We start from the raw sequence: 26,349 nt of genomic DNA, 5'->3' as shown, positions 1-26,349 counted from the left end.
CCCTGTGACCAGGGCTGAGCCGTCGGCCCCGGAGTGCGTGCCATGCGCTCCGGGGCCGACCGGCCTTTACGGAACGTCGGCCGATCTCCCGACGTGTCTTCTCGGAACAAGGTCGAAGGCAGGTATCCAGCAATGCGACAGGTCACCCGCAAGGGCCTGATGACCGTGGCGGCGGCGACCGGGGTCATCGCGGCCGCGGGCGGCGCCGCGCACGCCACCGGCTCGAGTGCGCACGGCTCCTCGTCCCACTCGCCCGGCGTGCTGTCGGGCAACTCGGTGCAGGTGCCGGTGGACGTGCCGGTCAACATCTGCGGCAACACCGTCAACGTGGTGGGCGTCCTCAACCCCGCGATGGGCAACAGTTGCGCCAACAAGGGCGGCTCGGGCGCCAAGGCCGACGGGCACGCCAGTGACTCGCCGGGCATCGGCTCCGGCAACCACGTCCAGGTCCCGGTGCACGTGCCGGTCAACGTCTGCGGCAACACGGTCGACGTCATCGGCATCGGCAACGCTGCCGAGGGCAACGACTGCGCCAACGGCGGTGGCCACCAGAACCCGCCCGGTTCGCCCGAGGAGCCGGGCAACCCCGGCAACCCGGGGAACCCCGGCAACCCTGGTGAGCCCGGTAACCCGGGGAACCCCGGCAACCCTGGAGAGCCGGGCAACCCCGGTGAGCCCGGCAACCCCGGTACGCCCGAGGAGCCGAACACCCCGGGCGGCGGCTCGCACGGCAACCAGCCGGGCGCCCACTTCGTCACCCAGCCCCAGGGCGACGCCCAGCTCGCCCACACCGGCAGCGACGTCCCGATGGGCCTCGTCCTGCCGGTCGGCGCCGGCGCACTGCTCGCGGGCGCGGTCCTGTACCGCAAGGCCCGTCAGTCCGCCTAGCAGGACATAGCGGACCGGTACGAACACAGCGGGCCCCGTCCACGCGGGGCCCGCCTCCGTTCCGTCCGTCCGGTCTGTGGCTCAGCTCACCAGGTGGCCCGCACCTGGCGGATGATCCGGCGGCGCAACCGCACCCGGCGGCTGCCGTCGCGCAGCAGACTCAGGCGGTCCAACTCCCAGTGTCCGTACTCGGCATGGTCCGTCAGCAGACGTGTGGCGTCCTTGCGGGAGACCCCGCGCGGTACGTACACGTCGACAAATTCGTATTCCGGCATCGCATCTATTGTGCGGGCTGGGGCCCGGTACGGATAGCGTCTGCACTATGTCTGATGCTGTGCAGCCCACCGCTGCCGAGGTACGCGCCGCCGCCGAGGCGGTCAAGACCGCGCTCGACCGCCACCTGGCCGCCGTCGAACGCCGGTCGGGTGAGGACGACCCGGCCGTCTACGAGGCGTTCAACGAGTTGGCCGCCGCCGCCGAGGCCTACGACGAGCTGCTCTACGACCGCTACGACGAGGTCACCCCCTTCGAGATCCCCGGCACCGAGGACGCACTGCCCCCGTACACGGGGCCCGAGGAGCCGAGCGCGGTCAGCGTGCTGATCCGGCGCGACTACTCCGTGGTGGAGCCGCAGCGGCTGCTGGCCCAGGCCGAGCGGATCGAGGCGGCGGACTACGGCGGCGCGGACGTGGACGCCTCGGGCACCGTGCACGGAGCGCTGGGGGTGCTGTTCGGCGAGTTCGAGCCGGACGAGATCGCTTCCCGGCACAAGGAGTTCGGCCTGGAGGAGGGCGACTCGACGCTCTGGGTGACCGCGTCGGACGAGCAGGCCGACCCCGGCGAGTGGCTGGAGGCGCCCTTCGACGGCGCCGACCCGCAGCGGGTGATCTGCCGCTTCGACGTGAGCACCGTCTTCGACGACGACCTGGACGACGTCGAGGAGGCGGAGGACCCCGACGAGGACGCCGACGACGACCTCGAGGAGGAACTCGACACCGAACCGGACGAGGACGGAGACGAGGACGACGGAGACGACGACGAGGCCGAGATCGAGCCCCTGGACGCGGACGACGACGTGGACCGGCGCTGAAGCGCCCCGCGCCCACGCGACAGGCGACGACGGCGGCGGCGGTCACGGAGAAACCCTCCGTGACCGCCGCCGTCGTCGTGAGCGGGCCGTCAGCTCACGCCGGCGTCGGCACCTGCGGCCGCAGCAGCGCGGCCAGCCGGGTCGTGCGCGGCTTCGCCTGGACCTCGGCGACGGCCCGGGGCAGGGCCTGCTCCACACCGTGGACGACGGACAGATGGCGGTCGGCGCGGCTGAAGGCCGTGTAGACCCAGGGACGGCTCAGCGCCTGGGCGGCGTCACCGGGCAGGACCACGACCACCGCCGGCCAGCGGCCGCCCGCCGCCTGGTGCGCGGTGAGCGCCCAGCCGTGCCGCACGGACTGCTCCACCCGCGCCCTCGGCACGAGCACGGCCTCTCCCGCGCAGGTCAGCCGCAGCCCCTCGGCGTCGGCCCCCACGACCTGCCCCGGCACCGTACGGCCCGGTGCGGGGGAGTAGGCGACGCGGTCCCCGGGGTCGAAGCCGCCGAAGCGGCCCGGGCCGGGGTTGAGGCGTTCCTTGAGCGCGGCGTTGAGCGCGCGCGTACCGGCCGCGCCGCCGTGTCCCGGCGTGATCACCTGGGTGTCCTCGGGCGAGACGCCGATCGCCCGCGGCACCGAGTCCGCGACGAGCTGCACGGTGCGGTGGACAGCCTCACCGGCGTTTCGTACCGGCACGATCACGACCTCCTTGCCGGGGGCCTCCACCTGGTGGAGCTCGCCGACGCCGATGCCGGACACCAGCTCGCCCAGCGGGCCGGGATCAGGGCGCCGCGAGGCGAGCTGCGGGCAGACCCGCGCCGCCAGCAGATCGGCGAACACCCGGCCCGGGCCCGCCGACCACAGCACTCCGGGGTCGCCGGCCAGCACCAGCCGGGCCCCGTCGGGCAGCGACTCGGTCAGGAGGGCCGCCGTCTCGACATCCAGCAGCGGCGCGTCCAGCACGATCAGCAGGTCGAGGTCGAGGGCGCCGTCCGTGTCCCGGCCGGGGCCCTCCGCGCCGGAGAGCAGACCGGCGACGGTCGCCACGGTCCCCCCGCTCCCCGCCTCCGGCCCGTCGGACAGGGCCGTGAAGCGGTCCCGGCCGCCCGGGGTGTGTGCGGCGGCCCAGGCCCGCAGTCCCAGCGCCCCCGCCGCACGCAGCAGGGCCGCCGGCTCGGCCAGCGACGCCTCCCCGCCGGTGTGCAGGACGAGGCCGTGCGCGGCGACCGCGCGGATCAGCTCGGCGGCGGAACCCGCGCCGCTCGCCGCCCTCTCCCAGTCCTCGGCCGAACCGTCCTGCTTGGGCACCGAGTTGATCAGCCGGGCCAGGCCGTCGGCGAGGCTCTCCTCCGCGAGGGCGTACCGCTCGAGGCCGACGAGGACGCGGACCGGCCGCTCCTCGTCCTCGCCCGCCTCACCGCCCGCGGCGGCCGGGGCGCCGGGCTCCTCCAGGGCGTCCTGGAACGCCAGGGCCTCGCCCTCGGCCAGCGTGTCCTGCACGGCCGCGTCCGGGTCGGGCACCCCCTGCCGGGCCAGCGCGGCCGTCAGCGCCGGCAGCTCCAGCGCCGTGTGCCCGGCGATCGCGGCCTGCTCCAGCAGCCATCCGGTGACCGCGCGTCCGCGCCGCTCGTCGTCCGGTGCGCACTCGGCGCCGAGCAGCGCCCGCGCGAACCCGTCCGCCTGCTCGGGCCGTACGCCGGCGACCCGCAGCAGCTGCCACGGGTCCTCCCGCAGCGCCTGCGCGGCGGTCTCACCGAGGACCGCCGCCACCTGCGGGGCGAGCCCTTCCGGGGCGCCGCCCTCGGTCAGCACGCCCCGCACCGCCTCGACGCTCTCCGGTGCGGGCGCCGCGGGCGCGCCCGGCTCGGCCACGGGCTCGGGGCGGCGCACCGGCTCGGGCGCGGCGCGGCGCGGCGGCTCCGGCTCGCTGAAGACGGTGGCGGCGGGCTTGGCGCCGCTCTCCACGGCCCGCACCGCGGCCAGCAGGTCCGCGGCCTTGCCGCTGAGCTTGGCCCCGGCGGCCACGGGCGCCTGCTTCTCGGCCTTGCGCCGCTCGATCCGCTCCCGCTCCAGGCGCTGGGCGGCGAGCTCGGCCTCGGCCTCCGACAACTGCTTCGCCGCGTCGCCTTCGGCCGCGGGGGCCGCGCCCTCCGGCCCCTCGGTGCCGGCCGGCTCGTCCGCCGGCGTCCCCGGCTCGGCGTCCTCCGTGGTCTCGGGCGGCTCCGTGCTCACAGCGTGCTCCAGTCGTGATCGGGATAGTGGTGCACGGGCGCGGAGACGTCGTCGAGCGCCCGGCAGATCTCGTCAGGAAGACTAAGGTCCTCCACTGACAACGCGGCCGTGAGCTGCTGCGCGGTGCGCGCGCCTATGACGGGTGCGGTCACGCCGGGCCGGTCCCGGACCCAGGCGAGGGCGACCTGGAGCGGGGAGACGGCCAGCCCGTCGGCGGCCGTCTGCACGGCGTCCACGATGCGGCTCGCCGTGTCGTCGAGGTACGGGGCGACGAACGGGGCCAGGTGCTCCGAACCGCCGCGCGAGTCCGGTGGCGTCCCGTTGCGGTACTTGCCGGTCAGCACGCCCCGGCCCAGCGGCGACGACGGCAGCAGGCCGACCCCCAGGTCCAGCGCGGCGGGCAGCACCTCACGCTCCACGCCCCGCTGGAGCAGCGAGTACTCCAGCTGCGTGCTCGCCAGCCGGGTCCGGGTGCCCGGCGCCGCGAGCTGCCAGGTGGCCGCCTTGGCGAGCTGCCAGCCGCAGAAGTTGGAGACGCCGACGTAGCGGGCGCGGCCGCTGGACACCGCCAGGTCGAGGGCGTGCAGCGCCTCGTCGAGCGGGGTGTGCGGGTCGTAGGCGTGGATGTGCCAGATGTCGACGTACTCCGTGCCGAGGCGGGCCAGCGAGGCGTCCAGCGCGGAGAGCAGATGGCCGCGCGAGCCGTCGACCCTGCGGTCGGGGTCGGGGACGCTCCCCGCCTTCGTCGAGATGACCAGGTCCCGGCGCGGGACGAGCCCTTCCATGAGCCGGCCCAGCAGGTACTCCGCCTCCCCGTCGCCGTACACGTCGGCCGTGTCGACGAGGGTGCCGCCCGCCTCCCAGAACGTCTTCAGGAGGTCCGCAGCGTCGTGCTCGTCGGTGTCCCTTCCCCAGGTGAGGGTGCCGAGCCCGATCCGGGACACGCGCAGGCCGGTGCGGCCGAGATGCCTCTGCTCCATGAACGCCGAGATTACTGGCCAGAACCTGACCTGTGGGGGCCTGTGGATGACCAGTTTCGGCGCGGTGGGCGGCCCCGGCCGGGCGACGCCCGCCACACCGCCCTCCCCGTGACCGGCCCCCCGCGCTAAGGTCTGGCCCACCAGGACGTTACTGATCGGTAAGAGGAGTCGGCCATGCAGCTCGGGATCAACCTCGGCTACTGGGGTGCCGGAATGGACGCGGACAATCTCGCCGTCGCGCAGGAGGCCGACCGGCTCGGGTACGCCGTGTGCTGGGCCGCCGAGGCGTACGGCTCGGACGCGGCCACCGTGCTCAGCTGGGTCGCCGCCCAGACCGAACGCATCGACGTCGGCTCCGCGATCTTCCAGATCCCGGCCCGCCAGCCCGCGATGACCGCGATGACCGCCGCGACCCTGGACTCCCTGTCCGGCGGCCGCTTCCGGCTCGGCCTCGGCGTCTCCGGACCGCAGGTCTCCGAGGGCTGGTACGGCGTCAAGTTCGACAAGCCGCTCGCCCGCACCCGCGAGTACGTCGAGATCGTCCGCCGGGCCATGACCCGCGAGCGCCTCAGCTATGAGGGCGAGCACTGGACGCTGCCGCTGCCCGGCGGCCCCGGCAAGCCGATCAAGCTGACCGTGCACCCGCAGCGCGAGCACATCCCGCTCTACATCGCCGCGATCGGCCCGAAGAACCTGGAGCAGACCGGCGAGATCGCCGACGGCGCCCTGCTCATCTTCCCCTCCGCGGACCACCTGGAGGACACCACCATCCGGCACCTGCGGGCGGGCCGCGAGAAGGCCGGCAAGACCCTCGACGGCTTCGACGTCTGCCCGACGCTGCCGCTCGCCGTGGGCGACGACAAGGACGTCGCCGCGCTCGCCGACACCTTCCGCCCCTACACCGCGCTGTACGTCGGCGGCATGGGCAGCGCCAAGCAGAACTTCTACAACCAGCTCGCGCAGCGCATGGGCTACGAGAAGGAAGCCGCCGACATCCAGGCCAAGTACCTCTCCGGCGACAAGCAGGGCGCCGCGGCCGCCGTACCGCAGGAGCTGATCGACCGGACCACGCTGCTCGGCTCCGTCGACCGCATCGCCGACCGGATGAAGGCCTACGCCGCCGCCGGCGTCACCACGCTGTCCCTCGCCCCGGCCGGTTTCACCCTCGACGAGCGGCTGCGCTCGCTGCGCGCCGGCGTCGAGGCCCTGGAGCGCGCCGGCCTGGCCTGACCCCGGGGGCCGGTCCCGGACATTCCTACGGCCGTGGTGGGGGCTCGGGGGTCTTCCCCGCCACGGCCGTCACGGAGAACAACGCGCGCGTGCCCCGGGTGGTTACGCTCCCGTCGTGCCCCGCGGGTCATCCGTTCGGCCCAGTTGTCCGACACAGCTGTTGCAGCACCACTCTCACCGCATTTGACTCGTTCTTCGCGGTAATCCTGCGGCGTCCTGAGAGAGGTGGCCCACGATGCTTTCGGCCAAGAGTCTGTTCCAGGAGATCCTCGCCAACGACGAGTCGTTCCGGCTGTTCTGCTCCATCGCGGCCAGTGGCGAGTCCCAGGGCGGCTGGGAGAACGCGCGCATCGCCGCGCTCGTCCCCCCGAGCGAACGCGCCCTCGCCCCCAAGATCTCCAGGCACGGCGCCGACGAGGACAAGCACGGGCGGATCTTCAACGCCCTGCTGAAGAAGCGCGGCCTCGAACCGGTGCCCGTCCCGCCCGAGACCGACTACACGATGCTTCTCGAGCGGCACGGCATCGGCCTCGCCCACGACAAGCTCAAGAGCGACCAGCCGCTCACCCTGCAGGACATCGTCACCTACCTCGCGCACAGCCGGGTCACCGAGCAGCGGGCCTCCGAGCAGATGGAACTGCTGCGCAGGCACTTCGCCGACCACCCCGACATCGGCCGTGCGGTGCGGATGATCTCCGGCGACGAGGACAACCACCTCGCCTACTGCCACGAGGAACTCCTGCGCTACGCCGCCCGGGGCCACGGCCGGGCCATCCAGCGGACCCTGCGCGAGAGCGCGCTCGCCGAGATCCGTATCTACCGCGACGTCAGCCTCGCGGTCATGGACCACATGGGCCGCATCCTGGGCTGGTCCCGGCCCAAGGCCGCGGTACTCGCCGCGGGCATCCATGCGGTGTACGCCTGGGAGCGGATCGCGGGCTGGCGGCGCATGGTGTCCCTGTCGATGCCGGAGCGCCGCGACGCCCTCGGCGGACCGGCCACCTCGGCCCCCGAGTTCGCCTGACCTCTACAGCCAGCCCCGGTGCTTGAAGGTCCGGTACAGCAGGAGCTCCAGGGCGGCCATGATCGCGAGCAGCGCCGGGTACGACCACACCCAGGTCAGCTCGGGCATGTGCTCGAAGTTCATGCCGTAAATCCCCGCGAGCAGCGTGGGGAGAGCGGCCATGGCCGCCCACGCGGAGATCTTGCGCATGTCGTCGTTCTGCTGCACGCCCGTCTGCGCCAGATGAGCCGACAGGACGTCCGAGACCAGCCGGTCCAAGCCCTCCACCGACTCGTTCACGCGCGTGAGGTGGTCGCTCACGTCCCGGAAGAACGGCTGCGCGTCGTCGCGCACGAACGGCACCCGTGTGCCGGTCGGCCCGGTCTGGGCGAGCCGGACCAGGGGGTTCGCCAGTGGGCCCGTCGCCCTGCGGAACTCCAGGACCTGCCGTTTGAAGGCGTAGATGCGCGAGGCCGTGTTCCGCGAGCCGCCCGCCGTCGGCGAGAACACCTCCGCCTCCACCTCCTCCAGGTCGATGCTCAGTTCCTCGGCCACCTCGAGATAGTGGTCGACCACGGAGTCGGCGACCGCGTACAGCACCGCCGTCGGGCCGTGCCGCAGCATGTCCGGATCGCCCTCCAAACGCTCGCGGACGGCCCCGAGCGTGGTCTCCTCGCCGTGCCGGACCGTCACCACGAAGGAGTCGCCGATGAACACCATCACCTCACCCGCGGTGACCACGTCGCTCTTCGGCTCGTAGGCGACCGGCTTGAGGACCACGAACAGCGAGTCGTCGTACACCTCCATCTTGGGCCGCTGGTGCGCCTTCAAGGCGTCCTCCACGGCCAGCGGATGCAGCCCGAACTCCTCGGTGACCTTGCCGAACTCGTCCTCGGTCGGCTCGTGCAGGCCGATCCACACGAAGGCGTCGTCCCGCAGACGGCACAGGTCGAGAGCGTCGGAGAAATCCCGAGGGGGCTCCTCCGAGCGACGCCCGTCACGGTAGATGGCGCAGTCGACGATCACAGGGTGTGTTCTCCCGTCATCCGGTCCCGAGTGTGTCCGCCCGTATGCCTAGGCTGGGCGGCATGCCCACGCTGATCCTGGTCCGCCACGGACGTTCCACCGCCAACACCGAAGGGGTGCTCGCCGGCTGGACGCCCGGCGTCGCCCTCGACGAACGCGGGACCCGGCAGGCCGCCGCGCTGCCCGCCCGGCTCGCCGCCCTGCCGATCGCCGAGGTCGTCAGCAGCCCCCTGCAGCGCTGTCAGGAGACGATCCGCCCCCTGCTGGACGCCCGCCCCGGCCTCACCGCGCACACCGAGGAGCGCATCGGCGAGTGCCACTACGGCGACTGGTCCGGCCGTAAGCTCGCCGACCTCAAGGACGAGCCGCTGATGGAGGTCGTCCAGGCCCACCCCTCCTCGGCCGCGTTCCCCGGCGGCGAGTCGATGCGGGCCATGCAGACCCGCGCCGCGGAGGCCGTCCGCGAGTGGAACGCGCGCGTGGAGCGCGACCACGGCGCCGACGCCGTCTATCTCATGTGCTCGCACGGCGACATCATCAAGTCGCTCGTCGCGGACGCACTCGGTCTTCATCTCGACCTCTTCCAGAGGATCTCCGTTGAACCGTGTTCCATCACCGCGATCCGTTACACCCGTCTGAGGCCGTTCCTCGTACGCCTCGGGGACACCGGCGACTTCGCGTCCCTCGCGCCCCGTGAGGGGCCCGCCGCCGGTGACGCCGCCGTCGGGGGCGGCGCGGGCGCACCGTGATCGTCCGGCGCAGTAGGGTGAAGCGGTCGAAGCAGCGCCGCCCGCACCACCCGTGATGCCCACGAACCGCCGTACTCACGACCCCCATGGAGACAGGACGTGTCCCGTCAGGTGTTCCTCTACGACCCCCCGGACCGTTTCGTGGCCGGCACGGTCGGACTGCCCGGACGCCGTACGTTCTTCCTCCAGGCCACCGCCGGCCCCCGGGTGACCAGCGTGGCCCTGGAGAAGACACAGGTCGCCGCCCTCGCCGAGCGCATGGACGAACTGCTGGACGAGGTCGTACGGCGCAGCGGGGGCAGCGCCGCCGTCCCCGTCGTGGCCCCCAGTGAGATCGCCGACACCGGCCCGCTGGAGACGCCCGTCGAGGAGGAGTTCCGCGTCGGCACCATGGCCCTGGCCTGGGACGGCGAGGAACAGCGCATGATCGTCGAGGCGCAGGCCCTGGTGGAGCTCGACGCCGAGACCGAGGAGGACCTCGCCGAGGCCGAGGAGCGGCTCCTCCAGGACGAGGAGAACGGCCCCCCGATGCTGCGGGTCCGGCTCACCGGCGCCCAGGCGAGGGCCTTCGCCAAACGCGCCCTCGACGTCGTCAACGCCGGGCGGCCGCCGTGCCCGCTGTGCAGCCTCCCGCTCGACCCGGAAGGACACGTATGTCCGCGCCAGAACGGATACCGCCGCGGAGCGTGACCCCCGTGGACCTGCTCACCGAGGGTGAGCTGACGGTGCGCGGCCGCATCCGCGAGGCGTCCAACGCCGCGCTCCTGTGCACCGTGGCCCACGGCGGGCGTGAGGCGTCCTGCGTCTACAAGCCGGTCGCCGGCGAGCAGCCGCTGTGGGACTTCCCCGACGGCACCCTCGCCGAGCGGGAGGTCGCCGCGTACGAGGTCTCCGAGGCGACCGGCTGGGGGCTCGTCCCGCCCACCGTGCTGCGCGACGGGCCGTACGGCGAGGGCATGGTCCAGCTGTGGATCGACGTGACCCCCGAGGCGGAACTGCTCGCTCTCGTGGACGGGGAGGAGCCGGAGCCCGGATGGAAGGCGATCGGCTTCGCCGAGGTCGGCGAGGGCCGCACCGCGCTGCTCGTGCACGCCGACGACGAACGGCTGCGGCGGCTCGCCGTCCTGGACGCCGTGATCAACAACGCCGACCGCAAGGGCGGGCATCTGCTGCCCACCGCGGACGGCCGGCTCCACGGCATCGACCACGGCGTGACCTTCCACGTCGACAACAAGCTGCGGACCCTGCTGTGGGGCTGGGCGGGGGAGCCGCTGACGGAGGACGCCCTGCGGGTCCTGCACACCCTGGACGAAGGGCTGAAGGACGACGGGGCCCTCGCGGCGCGCCTCGGGCAGCTCATCACCCCCGCCGAGATGGACGCCACCCGTGCGCGGGTCGCCACCCTGCTGGCCACCGGCGTCCACCCGCAGCCCGGCGGCGACTGGCCGGCCATCCCCTGGCCGCCCGTGTAGGACGCGCGGCGGCCGGCAGCACACCGGCCGCCGCCACACAAGACCGCCTTACCGGCCATCCGGCCCGGTCCGGTTCGTATACGGAACTCCAGTCCGGTTAGGCTCATGGCATGCATGCCTGGCCCGCTTCTGAGGTCCCCGCCCTGCCTGGTCAGGGCCGCGACCTGAGGATCCACGACACCGCGACCGGCGGCCCGGTCACCCTCGACCCCGGTCCCGTCGCCCGTATCTACGTCTGCGGCATCACCCCGTACGACGCCACCCACCTGGGGCACGCGGCGACCTACAACGCGTTCGACCTCGTGCAGCGCGTGTGGCTCGACACCAAGCGCCAGGTCCACTACGTCCAGAACGTCACCGACGTCGACGACCCGCTCCTGGAGCGGGCCGAGCGCGACTCCGTCGACTGGGTGGCCCTCGCCGAGAAGGAGACCGCCCTCTTCCGTGAGGACATGACGGCCCTGCGGATGCTGCCGCCGCGGCACTACATCGGCGCCGTCGAGGCCATACCCGGGATCGTCCCGCTGGTCGAACGGCTCCGGGAGGCCGGCGCCGCCTACGAGCTCGGCGGCGACATCTACTTCTCCGTCGAGTCCGACCCGCACTTCGGCCAGGTCTCGCACCTGGACGCCGCCGCCATGCGGCTGCTGTCCGCCGAGCGCGGCGGCGACCCGGACCGGCCGGGCAAGAAGAACCCGCTCGACCCGATGCTGTGGATGGCCGCCCGGCCCGGTGAGCCCAGCTGGGACGGCGGCTCCCTCGGCCGGGGCCGCCCCGGCTGGCACATCGAGTGCGTCGCCATCGCCCTCGACCACCTCGGCATGGGCTTCGACGTCCAGGGCGGCGGCTCGGACCTCGCCTTCCCGCACCACGAGATGGGCGCCTCCCACGCCCAGGTGCTGACCGGCGAGTTCCCCATGGCCAAGGCGTACGTCCACGCCGGCATGGTCGCCCTGCACGGCGAGAAGATGTCCAAGTCCAAGGGCAACCTGGTCTTCGTCTCCCAGCTGCGCCGCGACGGTGTCGACCCGGCCGCGATCCGGCTCGCCCTGCTCGCCCACCACTACCGGGCCGACTGGGAGTGGACCGACGACGTGCTCCGGGAGGCCGTCGCTCGTCTCGACCGCTGGCGCGCCGCCGTCTCCCGGCCCGACGGACCGTCGGCGGAGGCGCTCGTCGAGGAGATCCGCGAAGCCCTCGCCGACGACCTGGACGCGCCCACCGCGCTCGCCGCGGTCGACCGCTGGGCCGCCGCCCAGGAGGAGCACGGCGGCACGGACACCGCTGCCCCCGGCGTCGTCTCGCGCGCCGTGGACGCGCTCATGGGCGTGGCCCTGTAGCCGGTGCGGGGCTGAGGACGACCGAGGGCGGTGCGCGTGGAGCGCACCGCCCTCGATCCTTCTCGTCGTCCGTGCCGGCGACCCTCAGTCCTCCGAGGAGTCGTCGCCCTCGCCCGTGTCCTTGCCGCCGGACCGGGGCGGCTTCGGCGGACGCGTGCGGCCACCGGGGCCCTCCCGCCGGTACGGCGGGCCCGAGGGGCCGTCCTGGCCGTCGCTGGGGTGCCCGCCGGCCGTCGGCCCGCCGCCGTCCCGCCGGCGCAGATACCGCTCGAACTCGCGGGCGATCGCCTCGCCCGACGCCTCCGGGAGCTCCGCGGTGTCCCGGGCCTCCTCCAGCGTCTGCACGTACTCGGCGACCTCGCTGTCCTCCGCGGCCAGCTGGTCCACGCCGACCTGCCAGGCGCGCGCGTCCTCGGGCAGCTCGCCCAGCGGGATCCGCACGTCGATCAGGTCCTCCAGGCGGTTCAGCAGCGCCAGCGTCGCCTTCGGGTTCGGCGGCTGCGACACGTAGTGCGGCACCGCCGCCCACAGCGACACCGCCGGCACACCGGCGTGCGTGCAGGCCTCCTGGAGGATGCCGACGATGCCCGTCGGGCCCTCGTACTTGGTCTCCTCCAGATCCATCCGGCGGGCCAGGTCCGGGTCGGAGGTGGTCCCGCTGATCGGGACCGGACGCGTGTGCGGGGTGTCCCCGAGCAGGGCGCCCAGGATGACCACCAGCTCCACACCCAGCTCGTGCGCGAAGCCGAGGAGCTCGTTGCAGAACGAGCGCCAGCGCATGGACGGTTCGATACCGCGGACCAGTACGAGGTCGCGCGGCTTGTCACCACCGACCCGGACCACGGACAGCCGGGTCGTCGGCCACGTGATCTTGCGCACTCCGGCGTCCATCCACACCGTGGGCCGGTTCACCTGGAAGTCGTAGTAGTCCTCGGCGTCCAGCGCCGCGAACACCTCGCCCTTCCACTCCCTGTCCAGATGCGCGACCGCGGTGGAGGCGGCGTCGCCGGCATCGTTCCAGCCCTCGAACGCGGCCACCATGACCGGGTCGATCAGCTCGGGAACCCCCTCGAGCTCGATCACCCAGCGCCTCCTTCCGACGTGCCCTCGCCTGACGAACCAACCTTACGGCGTGCGGCGGGGGCGCCCGCAGCCCCCTCGCAGGGGGGATGCGGGATCACTGCCCCGATCCCCACCCGGGAACACCCCCGGCAGAGATCCGACGTCCCCACCGCAGGCACAACGCGGGTGCCCGGCCGCCGTGTTCCGGCACGGCCGGGCGCCGGTCACAGGGTGGAGCGCAGCCACTGCTCCACGCTCGCGATGTGCGCGGTCGCCCACGACCGCGCCGCCTCCGCGTCCCGGTCCCGCAGCGCCGCCAGGATCGCCCGGTGCTCGTACAGGGTCCGGCTGACCGCGTCCTCCTGGGTCAGCCCCCGCCAGATACGGGCCCGCGTCGTCGGCCCCGACAGACCGTCGAGCAGCGAACACAGCACCGAGTTGCCCGCGCTGTGGACGATGCCCCGGTGGAACTCCAGGTCGCTCGCCACGAGTTCCTCCACCGACGGGGCGTCACCGAGCCGGTCCAGCCGGCCGGCCAGCGCGTCGAGCTGCCGCTCGCCGATCCGGGTCGCCGCCATCGCCGTGGCCGCCGGCTCCAGGATGCGGCGCACCGCCAGGAACTCCAGGACCGTGTCGTCGCGGTGGAAGTCGACGACGAAGCTCACCGCCTCCAGCAGCAGTTGCGGGTCCAGGCTGGTCACATACGTCCCGTCGCCCTGCCGGACGTCCAGGACGCGGATCAGCGACAGGGCCCGCACCGCCTCCCGCAGCGAGTTGCGGGACAGCCCGAGGGCGGCCGCGAGCTCGCTCTCCTTGGGAAGCCGGTCGCCGGGGCGCAGCGCGCCGGAGACGATCATCCCCTTGATCTTCTCGATCGCCTCGTCGGTGACCGCCATGGCAGAACTCCCCGTTGTCCACCCCGCCCCACGAGACCTCCGATGTCTCGGCCCACATTATGTACGGCGGCCCAGGCGGGCGTACGCGGTCCGGGCAGCGCGAAGGGGCGGCTCCGTCGGCGAGGAGCCGCCCCTCCGGTCGTGGCCGGCCCCGGTGCGGAAGGGGCCGCCCTCGTGCGGTCCGGCGCGGTCAGGGGAGTGGCCGGACCCCGCGCGGCGGACGCCTCATCCGGCGAAAACCGCCCGCCGCGCGCGAGGTCACTTCTTGTCGAGCACGTCCTGCACCTTCGCCCGGACGTCGTCCGTGGCCAGACCCCGGATCGTCAGCGTCGTCCGGCGGCGCAGCACGTCGTCCGCGGTCTCCGCCCACTCGTTGTCCCGGGCGTAGACGACCTGCGCCCAGATCTCCGGGGCGTCCGGGTGGACGCGCTCGCCCAGCTCCGGGTCCTCGTTGGCGAGGCGGGCGATGTCGAAGGCCAGCGAACCGTAGTGCGTAGCCAGGTGCCGGGCGGTGTCCGCCGCCATGCGCGGGCCCGGCGCCGGACGGTCGGTCAGCAGCCGGTGGGCGACCGCGCGCGGGTTCGCGATGCCCGGCAGCGGCAGCTTCTTCGGCAGCGCGGAGATGGGCTCGAAGTCGTCGCCCAGCGGAGCGCCCGGCAGCGCCTCCAGCTTCTTCATGACGGTCCTGCCGATGTGCCGGAACGTCGTCCACTTGCCGCCCGCCACGGACAGCATCCCGCCGCGTCCCTCGGTCACGACCGTCTCGCGCTTGGCCTTCGCCGTGTCGCCGGGGCCGCCCGGCAGCACCCGCAGGCCCGCGAAGGCGTACGTGATCAGGTCGCGGTCCAGTTGCTGGTCGCGGATGGAGAACGCGGCCTCGTCCAGGATCTGGGCTATGTCCTTGTCGTTGACGGCGACGTCCGCGGGGTCGCCCTCGTACGCCTCGTCCGTGGTGCCCAGCAGCAGCATGTCCTCCCACGGCAGGGCGAACGTGATGCGGTACTTGTCGATCGGGGTCGCCAGCGCCGCCTTCCAGGGCGCGGTCCGCTTCAGGACCAGGTGCGCGCCCTTGGACAGACGGATCGACGGCGCCGCGTTCGGGTCCTCCATCTTGCGCAGGTGGTCGACCCAGGGACCGGTGGCGTTCAGCACGAGCCGGGCGTTCACCCCGAACTCGTCACCGGACAGGCGGTCCCGCAGGTCGGCGCCCGTCACCCGGCCCTGCGTGAAGCGCAGCCCGGTGACCTCGGCGTGGTTGAGCACGACCGCGCCGGACTCGACGGCCGCGCGGACCGTCATCAGCGCCATGCGCGCGTCGTTCATCTGGTCGTCGCCGTACACGGCCACGGCCTTGAGGTTCTCGGTGCGCAGCTCCGGCACGTCCTGCGCCGCCTTGGCGGGCGACAGGAGGTGGCCGACGCCGTCACCGAACGCGGAGAGCGCGGAGTAGGCGAAGACGCCCGCCCCGAGCTTCGCGGCGCCGTGCGGCCCGCCCTTGTACACGGGGAGGTAGAAGGTGAGCGGGTTCGCCAGGTGGGGGGCCACCTGGCGGGAGACCGCACGGCGCTCGAAGTGGTTCTCCGCCACCAGCTTCACCGCGCCGGTCTGCAGGTAGCGCAGACCGCCGTGGAGGAGCTTGGAGGAGGCGGAGGAGGTGGCGCCGGCGAAGTCACCGGCGTCGACCAGGGCCACCCTGAGGCCGGACTGCGCGGCGTGCCAGGCGGTGGAGATGCCCAGGATGCCGCCGCCGATCACGAGGAGGTCGTACGACGCCTTGGAGAGCTGCTCCCGGGTCTCGGCGCGACTCGGCTGGGAGCCGGAGGCCGGGTGCGTACCGAGGGCAGGCACGGACTGCAGGGTGGTCTGACTGGTCATTTCGGGTTCTTACTCCTCATCAGAGTTCGAGGGCCGGCGAGGAGCGGGTCAGCTCTCGTCGTCCTCGAGCCAGCCCATGGTCCGCTCGACGGCCTTGAGCCAGCTCTTGTACTCACGGTCGCGGGTCTCCGCGTCCATGCGGGGGGTCCACTCGGCGGCCCGGCGCCAGTTGGCCCGCAGGTCGTCGGTGCTGTTCCAGAAGCCGACGGCGAGACCGGCGGCGTAGGCGGCGCCGAGGCAGGTCGTCTCGGCGACCATCGGGCGCACCACCGGCGCGTCCAGGACGTCCGAGAGGGTCTGCATGAGCAGGTTGTTCGCGGTCATGCCGCCGTCGACCTTGAGGGTGATGAGCTCGACGCCGGAGTCCTTGACCATGGCGTCCGCGATCTCCCGCGTCTGCCAGGCGGTGGCCTCCAGGACGGCACGGGCGAGGTGCGCCTTCGTCACGTACCGGGTCAGGCCGGCGATCACACCGCGGGCGTCGGAGCGCCAGTGCGGGGCGAACAGGCCGGAGAAGGCCGGCACGAAGTAGGCGCCGCCGTTGTCCTCGACGGAGAGCGCGAGCGTCTCGATCTCGGCGGCGGTGGAGATCAGGCCCATCTGGTCGCGCATCCACTGCACCAGCGAACCGGTGACGGCGATCGAGCCCTCCAGGGCGTACACCGTGTCCTGGTCGCCGATCTTGTAGCCGACGGTGGTCAGCAGACCGGCGTAGGAGTTGATGATCTTGTCGCCGGTGTTCATCACCATGAAGGTGCCGGTGCCGTACGTCGACTTGGTCTCGCCCTCGGCGAAGCAGGTCTGGCCGAACAGGGCCGCCTGCTGGTCGCCGAGCGCGGAGGCCACCGGGATGCCGCCGAGCAGCTCGCCCAGCTTGCCGCCGGTGATCTCGCCGTAGACCTCGGCGGAGGAGCGGATCTCGGGCAGGATCTGCAGCGGGACGCCGATGGACTCGGCGATCTTCGCGTCCCACTCCATGGTGTGCAGGTTCATCAGCATGGTGCGGGAGGCGTTGGTGACGTCGGTGACGTGCTTGCCGCCGTCGACACCGCCGGTCAGGTTCCAGATGACCCAGGTGTCCATGGTGCCGAAGAGGATGTCGCCGGCCTCGGCGCGCTCCTTGAGGCCCTCGACGTTGTCCAGCAGCCAGCGGGCCTTCGGACCGGCGAAGTAGGAGGCGAGGGGCAGGCCGGTCTCGCGGCGGAAGCGGTCCTGCCCGACGTTGCGGCCGAGCTCGCGGCACAGGGAGTCGGTGCGGGTGTCCTGCCAGACGATGGCGTTGTGGACGGGCTCACCGGTGTTCCTGTCCCACAGGACGGTGGTCTCGCGCTGGTTGGTGATGCCGATGGCCTTGATGTCGTCGCGGGTGATGCCGGCCTTCTCGATGGCTCCGGCGACGACCTCCTGGACGTTGGTCCAGATCTCGGTGGCGTTGTGCTCGACCCAGCCCGGCTTCGGGAAGATCTGCTCGTGCTCCTTCTGGTCGACGGAGACGATCCGGCCGTCGCGGTCGAAGACGATGCAGCGGGACGAGGTCGTGCCCTGGTCGATCGCGGCGATGAAGGGCCCGGCGGTGTGGGCGTCGGTCACTGTTAGCTCCTGGAAGTCCTTGGTTATGGGGCTTTACGTACGGCGTGCGCCGAGAGTTTCGGTGCTTCTCACCCGGACGGGTGAAGCGCTGTTCCTAGGCAAACGCGACGTTGTAGATGCCTGCCGCGATGGCACCGCCGATGAGCGGTCCCACCACCGGGATCCAGGCGTAGCCCCAGTCGGAGCCCCCCTTGTTGGGCAGGGGCAGAAGGGCGTGGACGATTCTCGGACCGAGGTCACGGGCGGGGTTGATCGCGTACCCGGTCGGGCCGCCGAGCGACAGACCGATGGACACGACCACGAGCGCGGTGATCAGGGCGCCCAGGGTGCCGAGGCCCTTGCCGCTGTCGTTGAGGCCCTGGGTGAGGACCGCGAGCACCAGCACCACGGTGCCGATGATCTCCGTGATCAGGTTCTGCACGACGTTGCGGATCTCGGGACCGGTGGAGAAGATGCCCAGGACGGGGCCGGCGCCCTTCTCCTGCGCCTCGACGGCCTTGGTGGTCGTGGCCTGCGCGCCCGGGCCGCCGACGATCTCCTTGTCGGTGAGGTGGGCGTGGAACTGGCCGGCGTAGGCGGCCCACACCAGCGCCGCGCCGATCATGGCGCCGAGGAGCTGGCCGGCGAAGTACGTCGGGACGTCGCTCCAGGCGTTGTCCTTGATCGCGATGGCGACGGTCACGGCCGGGTTGAGGTGGGCGCCGGAGAGCGGTGCCGAGGTGTAGACCGCCGTGAGTACGGCGAAGCCCCACCCGAAGGTGATGGCGAGCCAGCCGGCGTTGCGGGCCTTGGAGGCCTTCAGCGTGACCGCGGCGCAGACGCCGCCGCCGAGCAGGATGAGTATGGCGGTACCGATGGTCTCGCCGATGAAGATGTCGGAGCTGGACACCCGCGACTCCTTTGTCCTTCGTCCAGGGGAAGCCGAACCCCGGGTCCCACCGGTGGTTCGTGTTGCTCTCGGGATGAGAGCGATACCGGCCTCTGGCGTTGTCCCACTCTAGCGCGTATTGCCGGTAGGTGTTCGACAATGCCGACCGATGGACGGGAGTCTCGCCCCGGCGTCAGGGGTGCGTCAAGGGTCCTGTTCCTGAATGCTCGATCGTTATCGGCTGTGTTGATTTGTCGATACGACGTCACGTGTGCGTGCGGGTGCGTCACGTGTGCGTATGGGTGGGGAGGGGCACGCTGTGTGCGCACCGCCCGCATCGGCACGCCCGTGGGCGCACGTGGGAAGACCCGGCACGCCGTTCGGCGTCCGGGTCGTCGACTCTCGTGGTCGTGGCCGTCGGCGGTCCGACGGGCCGGCGGGCGGATCAGAAGCGCCCGGCGCCCAGATCCCGCGACACCGCGCGGGCGCAGTCCCGCACCGCCGCGATCAGCTCCGCGCGCAGCTCGCCCTCGTGGCACAGGCGCTCCACCGCGCCGGTGATGCCGACCGCGCCCACCGGCATGCGGCGCCGGTCGTGGATGGGGGCGGCGACCGACGCGACGCCCTCCCAGGTCTCCTCGACGTCGGCCGCGTACCCCCGCGCGCGGGTCAGGTCGAGGAGCTGCTCGAAGTCGTCCAGCTCGCACACCGTGCGCTCGGTGAACGCCTTGCGGCCGGCCTCGACGGCCTCGCTGTGCGCCACGGGGTCGTACGCCGACAGCACCTTGCCCAGCGCGGTGGAGTGCAGCGGCTGCATGGCTCCGATCTCCAGCACCTGACGGCTGTCGTCCGGGCGGAAGACGTGGTGCACGATCAGGACGCCCTGCTGGTGCAGCACCCCCAGATAGACGCTCTCGCCGCTGGAGCGGGCCAGGTCGTCCGTCCACACCAGCGCGCGGGCGCGCAGCTCGTGCACGTCCAGATAGGTCGTGCCCAGGCGCAGCAGCTCGGCCCCCAGCTGGTACCTTCCGGACGGCTCGTCCTGCTCGACGAACCCCTCCTGCTGGAGGGTGCGCAGGATCCCGTGGGCGGTGCCCTTCGCGAGGCCCAGCGAGGAGGCGATGTCCGACAGGCCGAGGCGCCGCTCACCACCTGCGAGCAGCCGCAGCATCGCGGCCGCCCGTTCGAGCGACTGGATGTTCCGTGCCATCGCCGTACTGCCTCCGTCCCCTTCGACCGTCGACCTACACGACGTCGCTGCCGTCGTTCGGCAATGTCGAACACTACCGGTCGATGTCGACCCTCCGCTAATGGTCCGTCGGAGTTCATCCGTCCGGACCGTGTCACACGTATACCGGGTGCCGTCCCGGGGCAGTCCCCGTCCCGGCCCGTGGACGTCGCGACCATCGCGCCGCGCTCCCGGCTACGCTGGCGAGGTGCGCCCGCCGTGGAACCTGCCCTGCGGGCGCAAAGCCGACAGCCGTCGCACTCCAGGGAGCCCTTTCATGGCCTCGTTGCCACCGACCCCTTCCGCCGACAGCCGGACCCGTGTGTCCGCCCTCCGTCAGGCCCTCGCCACCCGCGTGGTCGTCGCCGACGGAGCGATGGGCACCATGTTGCAGGCCCAGGACCCCACGCTGGACGACTTCCAGAATCTCGAGGGCTGCAACGAGATCCTGAACGTGACCCGGCCGGACATCGTCCGCTCCGTCCACGAGGCGTACTTCGACGTGGGCGTGGACTGCGTGGAGACGAACACCTTCGGGGCGAACCACGCCGCGATGGCCGAGTACGACATCCCCGAGCGCGTCTTCGAGCTGTCCGAGGCCGGCGCCCGCATCGCCCGGGAGACCGCCGACGCCTACGCCGCCCGTGACGGGCGCGACCGCTGGGTGCTGGGCTCCATCGGCCCCGGCACCAAGCTCCCCACGCTCGGCCACATCGGCTACACCACCATCCGCGACGCCTTCCAGCAGAACGCCGAAGGCCTGATCTCCGGCGGCGCCGACGCGCTGATCGTGGAGACCACGCAGGACCTGCTGCAGACCAAGGCCGCCGTCATCGGCGCCCAGCGCGCCCGGGAGCTCTCCGGCCTGGACCTGCCGATCATCGTCTCCGTCACCGTCGAGACGACCGGCACCATGCTGCTCGGCTCCGAGATCGGCGCCGCCCTGACGGCCCTGGAGCCGCTCGGCATCGACATGATCGGCATGAACTGCGCCACGGGCCCCGCCGAGATGAGCGAGCACCTGCGCTACCTCTCCCGGCACTCCCGCATCCCGCTGTCCTGCATGCCGAACGCGGGCCTGCCCGTCCTCGGCAAGGACGGCGCCACCTATCCGCTGACCGCCCCGGAGCTGGCGGACGCCCACGAGACCTTCGTCCGCGACTACGGGCTGTCCCTGGTCGGCGGCTGTTGCGGCACCACGCCCGAGCACCTGCGGCAGCTCGTCGAGCGGGTCCGGGACCTGGCGCCCACCGGGCGCGACCCGCGCCCCGAGCCCGGCGCCGCCTCGCTCTACCAGACCGTGCCCTTCCGCCAGGACACCTCCTACCTGGCCATCGGCGAGCGCACCAACGCCAACGGCTCCAAGAAGTTCCGCGAGGCCATGCTGGAGGGCCGCTGGGACGACTGCGTGGAGATGGCGCGCGAGCAGATCCGCGAGGGCGCGCACATGCTCGACCTGTGCGTGGACTACGTCGGCCGGGACGGCGTCGCCGACATGCGCGAGCTCGCCGGGCGCTTCGCCACCGCCTCCACGCTGCCGATCGTGCTGGACTCCACCGAGGTCGACGTCATCCAGGCCGGCCTGGAGAAGCTCGGCGGACGCGCGGTCATCAACTCCGTGAACTACGAGGACGGCGACGGCCCCGAGTCGAGGTTCGCGAGCGTCACGAAGCTGGCCCGGGAGCACGGGGCGGCCCTGATCGCGCTGACCATCGACGAGGAGGGGCAGGCCCGCACCCCCGAGAAGAAGGTCGAGATCGCCGAACGGCTGATCGAGGACCTGACGGAGAACTGGGGCATCCACGAGTCCGACATCCTCATCGACACCCTGACCTTCACCATCTGCACCGGTCAGGAGGAGTCCCGCAAGGACGGCATCGCCACCATCGAGGCGATCCGCGAGCTCAAGCGGCGCCACCCCGACGTGCAGACCACGCTCGGCCTGTCGAACATCTCCTTCGGCCTCAACCCGGCCGCCCGCATCCTGCTGAACTCCGTGTTCCTGGACGAGTGCGTGAAGGCCGGCCTGGACTCGGCGATCGTGCACGCCAGCAAGATCCTGCCGATCGCCCGCTTCAACGAGGAAGAGGTGCGCACGGCCCTCGACCTCATCCACGACCGCCGCGCCGAGGGCTACGACCCGCTGCAGAAGCTCATGGCCCTGTTCGAGGGCGCCACCGCCAAGTCCCTGAAGGCCGGCAGGGCCGAGGAACTGGCCGCCCTGCCGCTGGAGGAACGCCTCAAGCGGCGCATCATCGACGGCGAGCGCAACGGCCTGGAGGCCGACCTCGACGCGGCCCTCCAGGACCGGCCCGCCCTGGACATCGTCAACGCCACCCTCCTGGACGGCATGAAGGTCGTCGGCGAACTGTTCGGTTCCGGGCAGATGCAGCTGCCGTTCGTGCTGCAGTCCGCCGAGGTCATGAAGGCCGCCGTCGCCTACCTCGAACCGCACATGGAGAAGTCCGACGCCGAGGGCAAGGGCACCATCGTGCTGGCCACCGTGCGCGGCGACGTCCACGACATCGGCAAGAACCTCGTGGACATCATCCTGTCCAACAACGGCTACAACGTGGTCAACCTGGGCATCAAGCAGCCTGTCTCCGCGATCCTGGAAGCCGCCGAGGAGCACCGCGCCGACGTCATCGGCATGTCCGGGCTCCTGGTGAAGTCCACCGTGATCATGAAGGAGAACCTCGAGGAGCTGAACCAGCGCGGCCTCGCCGCCGACTACCCGGTCATCCTCGGCGGTGCCGCCCTGACCCGCGCCTACGTCGAACAGGACCTGCACGAGGTCTACGAGGGCGAGGTCCGCTACGCCCGCGACGCCTTCGAGGGACTGCGCCTGATGGACGCCCTCATCGGCGTCAAGCGCGGCGTGCCCGGCGCCAAGCTGCCCGAGCTCAGGCAGCGCCGGGTGCGGGCGACCGCCCAGGCCGTGGTCGAGGAGCGCCCCGAGGCCGGTCACGTGCGCTCCGACGTCGCCACCGACAACCCCGTCCCCGAACCGCCGTTCTGGGGCACCCGCGTCAGCAAGGGCATCCAGCTCAAGGAGTACGCCTCCTGGCTGGACGAGGGCGCCCTGTTCAAGGGGCAGTGGGGCCTGAAGGAGTCCCGTGCCGGTGGCGGGCCGTCGTACCAGGAGCTCGTCGAGACCGAGGGCCGCCCGCGGCTGCGCGGCCTGCTCGACCGGCTCCAGACCGACAACCTGCTCGAGGCGGCCGTCGTCCACGGCTACTTCCCGTGCGTCTCCAAGGACGACGACCTGATCGTCCTCGACGAGCACGGCAACGAACGGACCCGGTTCACCTTCCCGCGCCAGCGCCGCGGCCGCCGCCTGTGCCTCGCGGACTTCTTCCGCCCCCAGGAGTCCGGTGAGACCGACGTCGTCGGCTTCCAGGTCGTCACCGTCGGCTCCCGCATCGGCGAGGAGACCGCCCGGCTCTTCGAGGCCAACGCCTACCGCGACTACCTCGAATTGCACGGGCTGTCCGTCCAGCTCGCCGAGGCCCTCGCCGAGTACTGGCACGCCCGCGTGCGCGCCGAGCTCGGCTTCGCCGGCGAGGACCCGGCCGCCATGGAGGACATGTTCTCCCTGAAGTACCGCGGCGCCCGCTTCTCGCTCGGCTACGGCGCCTGCCCCGATCTGGAGGACCGCGCCAAGATCGCCGACCTGCTCCGGCCCGAGCGCATCGGCGTCCACCTGTCCGAGGAGTTCCAGCTCCACCCCGAGCAGTCCACGGACGCCATCGTGATCCACCACCCGGAGGCGAAGTACTTCAACGCACGCTGACGCCCGCTCCTGAGGGCCCGGCCCCGGTGTGCCGGGGGGCCACAGCGGGTCGATCAGGCGATACCTCCGGGAGCGCCGTACACTGGACGGTCCATCGCAGGCCGGTTCCCTCCGTGGGAACCGGCCTGGTCGTCCCTTGAAGGAGGTACGTGGATGACCAGCACCGTCCCCGCGCCGTCGACCCGTACGGCCGACGGCTCGGCCCTACAGGCCGTACTCCTCGACATGGACGGCACCCTGGTGGACTCCGAGGGCTTCTGGTGGGATGTCGAGGTCGAGGTCTTCGCCTCCCTCGGCCACACCCTCGACGACACCTGGCGGCATGTCGTGGTCGGCGGGCCCATGACCCGCAGCGCCGGCTTCCTGATCGAGGCCACCGGCGCCGACATCGGCCTGGACGAGCTCACGGTGCTGCTCAACCAGGGCTTCGAGGACCGCATCGACCACTCCCTGCCCCTGATGCCGGGAGCCGCCCGGCTGCTGGCCGAGCTGGCCGAGCACCGGATCCCGACGGCCCTCGTCTCCGCCTCGCACCGCCGCATCATCGACCGGGTGCTCACCACGCTCGGCCCGCAGCACTTCGCCCTGACCGTCGCCGGTGACGAGGTGGCGCGCACCAAGCCCCACCCCGATCCCTATCTGCTCGCCGCCGTCGGCCTCGGGGCCGACCCCGCCCGGTGCGCCGTCGTCGAGGACACGGCGACCGGGGTCGCCGCCGCGGAGGCCGCCGGCTGCCACGTGGTGGCCGTGCCCTCGATCGCGCCCATCGCGCCGGCCGCCCGGCGCACGGTGGTGCCCTCGCTGGAACACGTCGATCTGGCATTTCTGCGCGGCCTGATGACGGTCTGACCACGACTCGTCACTGTCATGACAACTTGAATCCGCCCGTCGTTCACCGAGCGTGCTGCTTTGATGGCGCCTTGACGGCGGAGAAATTCCGCAAGGAAATTCGATCGCGCCGGACGGGCTGAATTCCGGCGCCCCTCAAGATGGTCCAATCTGTGACGTTCGCCACTCCAAGGGGTCGTGCCGAGGTGCCCTCCTCGTGCTTTTCGCCCCCGGACAACGGTTTCGAGCGCACCCATGTGTCCTGATTGATGGACCGGTGCGCCAATCCTTCCCGCCTCAGCCTTCCGGTGTGTCCACGCCCGATTCCGCTGAGTGAGGAAGCCTCAACTCCGGTCCCCTCCAACCCTCCTGTGGGCGCGGACTAATCTCGTCGCGAGAACATCGCCCTTACCCTCGTGATCCGCCGCACCACCCTCTGCATGGCGGATACACGGAGAAGACAGCTGGAGAAACCCGAGCATGAACCGCAAGACTTTGGTGCTGCCGGTCGTCATCGGCCTGCTCGCGCCGGTTCTCGCCGCCTGTGGCGGAGCCGACAGCGGCAGCGGCGGCGGCGACGGGATCGTCGTGGGCACCACGGATGTGTTCACTGCCTCGGAGGAGAGTCCCGCACCGCTCGATCCGGCCTGGGCCTACGACGTCGGCCTGTGGAACATCCTGCGCCAGACCGTGCAGACCCTGATGATCCAGCCGCGCGGCGAGGGCGAACCCGTCCCCGAGGCCGCCGAGAGCTGCAGCTTCACGGACAGCGGCAACGAACGCTACGCCTGCACCCTGCGCAAGGACCTCAAGTTCGCCGACGGCGACGCGGTCACCGCGGACGACGTGAAGTACTCCATCGACCGCGCCCTCTCCCTGAAGGCCGACAGCGGCGTCTTCGCCCTGCTGTCCACCATCGACACCGTCGAGGCGCGCGGCGACCGCGAGGTCGTCTTCCACCTGAAGACCGCCGACGCCACCTTCCCGTACAAGCTGTCCACCCCGGTCGCGGGCATCATCGACCCGGACCTGTACGACAAGAAGAAGCTGCGCAGCGGCTTCGAGGTCGACGGCTCCGGCCCGTACACCTTCAAGGCGAAGGTCGAAGGCGACAAGCTCGTCTCCGCCGAGTTCACCAAGAACCCCGAGTACAAGGGGAGCCTGACGGTGAACAACGACAAGGTCGAGATGCGCAACTTCGACAGCGCCGACGCGATGGGTGCCGCCCTCGACAGCGGTGACATCGACGTCATGACCCGCGCCATGTCGCCGGGGCAGATCGACAAGCTGTCCGCCGACTCGGACGACGCCGTCGACCTCATCGACATGGCGGGCCTCGAGATCCGCTACCTCGCCTTCAACACCAACGACTCCAGCGTGCGCAGCAAGGCCGTCCGCCAGGCCATGGCCCAGCTGATCGACCGCGGCGAACTCGTCTCCAAGGTGTACGGCTCCCAGGCCGAGCCCCTGTACTCCCTGGTCCCCGCCAGTATCACGGGCCACTCCAACTCGTTCTTCAACAAGTACGGCGAGCCCAGCAACGGCAAGGCCAAGGCCATCCTGGAGCGGGCCGGCGTCACCACCCCGGTCCGGCTGACGCTGCACTACACCACCGACCACTACGGTCCGGCCACGAAGAAGGAGTTCGAGCTGCTGAAGGAACAGCTCAACGGCAGCGGCCTGTTCGACGTCGACATCGAGGGCACCCCCTGGGACGTGTTCCGCCCCGCCGAGAAGAAGGGCAAGTACGAGGTCTACGGCATGGGCTGGTTCCCTGACTTCCCCGACGCCGACAACTACGTCGCCCCGTTCCTCGACAAGGACAACTTCCTCGGCTCGCCGTACGCCAACGGCCGCATCCGCAACAGCCTCATCCCCGAGTCCCGGCGTGCCGCCGACCGCATCGCCGCGACCGGCAGCCTCACCGAGATCCAGGACATCGTCGCCAACGACGTGCCGGTCCTCCCGCTGTGGCAGGGCAAGCAGTACGTCGCCGCCGGTGACGACATCACGGGCACGGCCTACGCGCTCAACTCCTCCTCCACCCTCCAGCTCTGGGAGCTCGGCCGCGGCGTGAGCGGCTGACGCACCCGTCCGGCGCCCCACGCCGGGGGCGCCGGACCGGCCGGCGGCCCCCCGGGGCCGGGGGGCGCGCCACCCCCCGCCCCGCGCCACCGCGGGCTCATCCGCACCCCCACGGC

General features: G+C 71.8%; 21 protein-coding genes. 11 read left to right on the top strand and 10 right to left on the bottom strand.

Annotated elements, in window-relative coordinates:
• Positions 1-132: 132 nt before the first annotated feature.
• A complete protein-coding gene (locus tag ACFRAC_RS16425) occupies positions 133-888 on the top strand; it encodes a chaplin (RefSeq protein WP_382924571.1) in 756 nt (251 codons plus the stop codon).
• 86 nt (positions 889-974) lie between these two features.
• On the opposite strand, the gene ACFRAC_RS16420 is transcribed toward ACFRAC_RS16425, so the two are convergent.
• Complete coding sequence (locus ACFRAC_RS16420; protein ID WP_005485166.1) at positions 975-1,163, bottom strand: DUF5703 family protein; 189 nt, start codon at positions 1,161-1,163, stop codon at positions 975-977.
• A 47-nt stretch (positions 1,164-1,210) separates the two neighbouring features.
• Here ACFRAC_RS16420 and ACFRAC_RS16415 point away from each other — a divergent pair, with 47 nt between their 5' ends.
• Positions 1,211-1,978: a hypothetical protein gene (locus ACFRAC_RS16415; RefSeq protein ID WP_382924570.1), complete on the top strand. Its 768-nt coding sequence runs from the start codon at positions 1,211-1,213 to the stop codon at positions 1,976-1,978.
• Positions 1,979-2,072: 94 nt separating this feature from the next.
• Here ACFRAC_RS16415 and ACFRAC_RS16410 read toward each other — a convergent pair whose 3' ends face one another.
• Entirely contained in the window at positions 2,073-4,208 is a 2,136-nt protein-coding gene (locus ACFRAC_RS16410) for a helix-hairpin-helix domain-containing protein (protein ID WP_382924569.1), read from the bottom strand.
• The gene (locus ACFRAC_RS16405; protein ID WP_382924568.1) at positions 4,205-5,188 is read right to left on the bottom strand and encodes an aldo/keto reductase; all 984 of its coding nucleotides are present in this window, start codon (positions 5,186-5,188) and stop codon (positions 4,205-4,207) included. The genes ACFRAC_RS16410 and ACFRAC_RS16405 overlap by 4 nt, the downstream gene beginning before the upstream one ends.
• A gap of 174 nt (positions 5,189-5,362) precedes the next feature.
• Between ACFRAC_RS16405 and ACFRAC_RS16400 the strand changes: the two genes are divergently transcribed.
• Positions 5,363-6,418 (top strand): LLM class F420-dependent oxidoreductase, encoded by a 1,056-nt coding sequence (locus ACFRAC_RS16400; RefSeq protein ID WP_382924567.1) that lies wholly within the window; start codon positions 5,363-5,365, stop codon positions 6,416-6,418.
• 235 nt (positions 6,419-6,653) lie between these two features.
• A complete protein-coding gene (locus ACFRAC_RS16395) occupies positions 6,654-7,442 on the top strand; it encodes a ferritin-like domain-containing protein (protein ID WP_382924566.1) in 789 nt (262 codons plus the stop codon).
• Positions 7,443-7,445: 3 nt separating this feature from the next.
• On the opposite strand, the gene corA is transcribed toward ACFRAC_RS16395, so the two are convergent.
• Positions 7,446-8,447 (bottom strand): magnesium/cobalt transporter CorA, encoded by a 1,002-nt coding sequence (gene corA, locus ACFRAC_RS16390; RefSeq protein WP_382924565.1) that lies wholly within the window; start codon positions 8,445-8,447, stop codon positions 7,446-7,448.
• A 62-nt stretch (positions 8,448-8,509) separates the two neighbouring features.
• Between corA and ACFRAC_RS16385 the strand changes: the two genes are divergently transcribed.
• The 4 genes from ACFRAC_RS16385 (at position 8,510) to mshC (ending at position 12,008) form a co-directional block, all read left to right on the top strand.
• Positions 8,510-9,196 carry a histidine phosphatase family protein gene (locus ACFRAC_RS16385; protein WP_382924564.1) on the top strand — a complete coding sequence of 229 codons (687 nt, stop codon included), beginning with the start codon at positions 8,510-8,512 and terminating at the stop codon, positions 9,194-9,196.
• A 99-nt stretch (positions 9,197-9,295) separates the two neighbouring features.
• Positions 9,296-9,886 carry a DUF3090 domain-containing protein gene (locus ACFRAC_RS16380; RefSeq protein ID WP_361339922.1) on the top strand — a complete coding sequence of 197 codons (591 nt, stop codon included), beginning with the start codon at positions 9,296-9,298 and terminating at the stop codon, positions 9,884-9,886.
• Positions 9,850-10,668: an SCO1664 family protein gene (locus tag ACFRAC_RS16375; protein ID WP_382924563.1), complete on the top strand. Its 819-nt coding sequence runs from the start codon at positions 9,850-9,852 to the stop codon at positions 10,666-10,668. The genes ACFRAC_RS16380 and ACFRAC_RS16375 overlap by 37 nt, the downstream gene beginning before the upstream one ends.
• Positions 10,669-10,778: 110 nt before the next feature.
• Positions 10,779-12,008: a cysteine--1-D-myo-inosityl 2-amino-2-deoxy-alpha-D-glucopyranoside ligase gene (mshC, locus tag ACFRAC_RS16370; protein WP_382924562.1), complete on the top strand. Its 1,230-nt coding sequence runs from the start codon at positions 10,779-10,781 to the stop codon at positions 12,006-12,008.
• Positions 12,009-12,092: 84 nt separating this feature from the next.
• Here the strand turns inward: mshC and ACFRAC_RS16365 are convergent, their stop codons facing one another.
• From ACFRAC_RS16365 to ACFRAC_RS16340, 6 genes are all read right to left on the bottom strand, one after another.
• Positions 12,093-13,091: a PAC2 family protein gene (locus ACFRAC_RS16365; protein ID WP_382924561.1), complete on the bottom strand. Its 999-nt coding sequence runs from the start codon at positions 13,089-13,091 to the stop codon at positions 12,093-12,095.
• Between the two features lie 203 nt (positions 13,092-13,294).
• Complete coding sequence (locus ACFRAC_RS16360) at positions 13,295-13,966, bottom strand: FadR/GntR family transcriptional regulator (RefSeq protein WP_382924560.1); 672 nt, start codon at positions 13,964-13,966, stop codon at positions 13,295-13,297.
• A 258-nt stretch (positions 13,967-14,224) separates the two neighbouring features.
• Positions 14,225-15,841, bottom strand: coding sequence for an FAD-dependent oxidoreductase (locus ACFRAC_RS16355; RefSeq protein ID WP_382924559.1), 1,617 nt, complete (start codon positions 15,839-15,841; stop codon positions 14,225-14,227).
• Positions 15,842-15,889: 48 nt separating this feature from the next.
• A complete protein-coding gene (glpK, locus tag ACFRAC_RS16350; protein ID WP_382924558.1) occupies positions 15,890-17,431 on the bottom strand; it encodes a glycerol kinase GlpK in 1,542 nt (513 codons plus the stop codon).
• Positions 17,432-17,525: 94 nt separating this feature from the next.
• Complete coding sequence (locus ACFRAC_RS16345; protein ID WP_382924557.1) at positions 17,526-18,320, bottom strand: MIP/aquaporin family protein; 795 nt, start codon at positions 18,318-18,320, stop codon at positions 17,526-17,528.
• A gap of 424 nt (positions 18,321-18,744) precedes the next feature.
• On the bottom strand, positions 18,745-19,509 hold the full coding sequence (locus ACFRAC_RS16340) for an IclR family transcriptional regulator (RefSeq protein ID WP_382924556.1): 765 nt from the start codon (positions 19,507-19,509) through the stop codon (positions 18,745-18,747).
• A 295-nt stretch (positions 19,510-19,804) separates the two neighbouring features.
• On the opposite strand from ACFRAC_RS16340, the gene metH reads away from it, so the two are divergent.
• The 3 genes from metH to ACFRAC_RS16325 all read left to right on the top strand — a co-directional run bounded on the left by metH (position 19,805) and on the right by ACFRAC_RS16325 (position 26,233).
• A complete protein-coding gene (gene metH, locus ACFRAC_RS16335; protein WP_382924555.1) occupies positions 19,805-23,320 on the top strand; it encodes a methionine synthase in 3,516 nt (1,171 codons plus the stop codon).
• 153 nt (positions 23,321-23,473) lie between these two features.
• The gene (locus tag ACFRAC_RS16330; RefSeq protein ID WP_361339949.1) at positions 23,474-24,169 is read left to right on the top strand and encodes an HAD family phosphatase; all 696 of its coding nucleotides are present in this window, start codon (positions 23,474-23,476) and stop codon (positions 24,167-24,169) included.
• Positions 24,170-24,628: 459 nt separating this feature from the next.
• Positions 24,629-26,233, top strand: coding sequence for an ABC transporter substrate-binding protein (locus ACFRAC_RS16325; protein ID WP_382924554.1), 1,605 nt, complete (start codon positions 24,629-24,631; stop codon positions 26,231-26,233).
• Positions 26,234-26,349 lie beyond the last annotated feature (116 nt).

The sequence above is a fragment of the Streptomyces sp. NPDC056628 genome, from assembly GCF_042792555.1.
Taxonomy (GTDB): domain Bacteria; phylum Actinomycetota; class Actinomycetes; order Streptomycetales; family Streptomycetaceae; genus Streptomyces.
The sequence above is the reverse complement of the archived record's forward strand: the minus strand, read 5'-3'. Positions and strand labels throughout refer to the sequence as shown.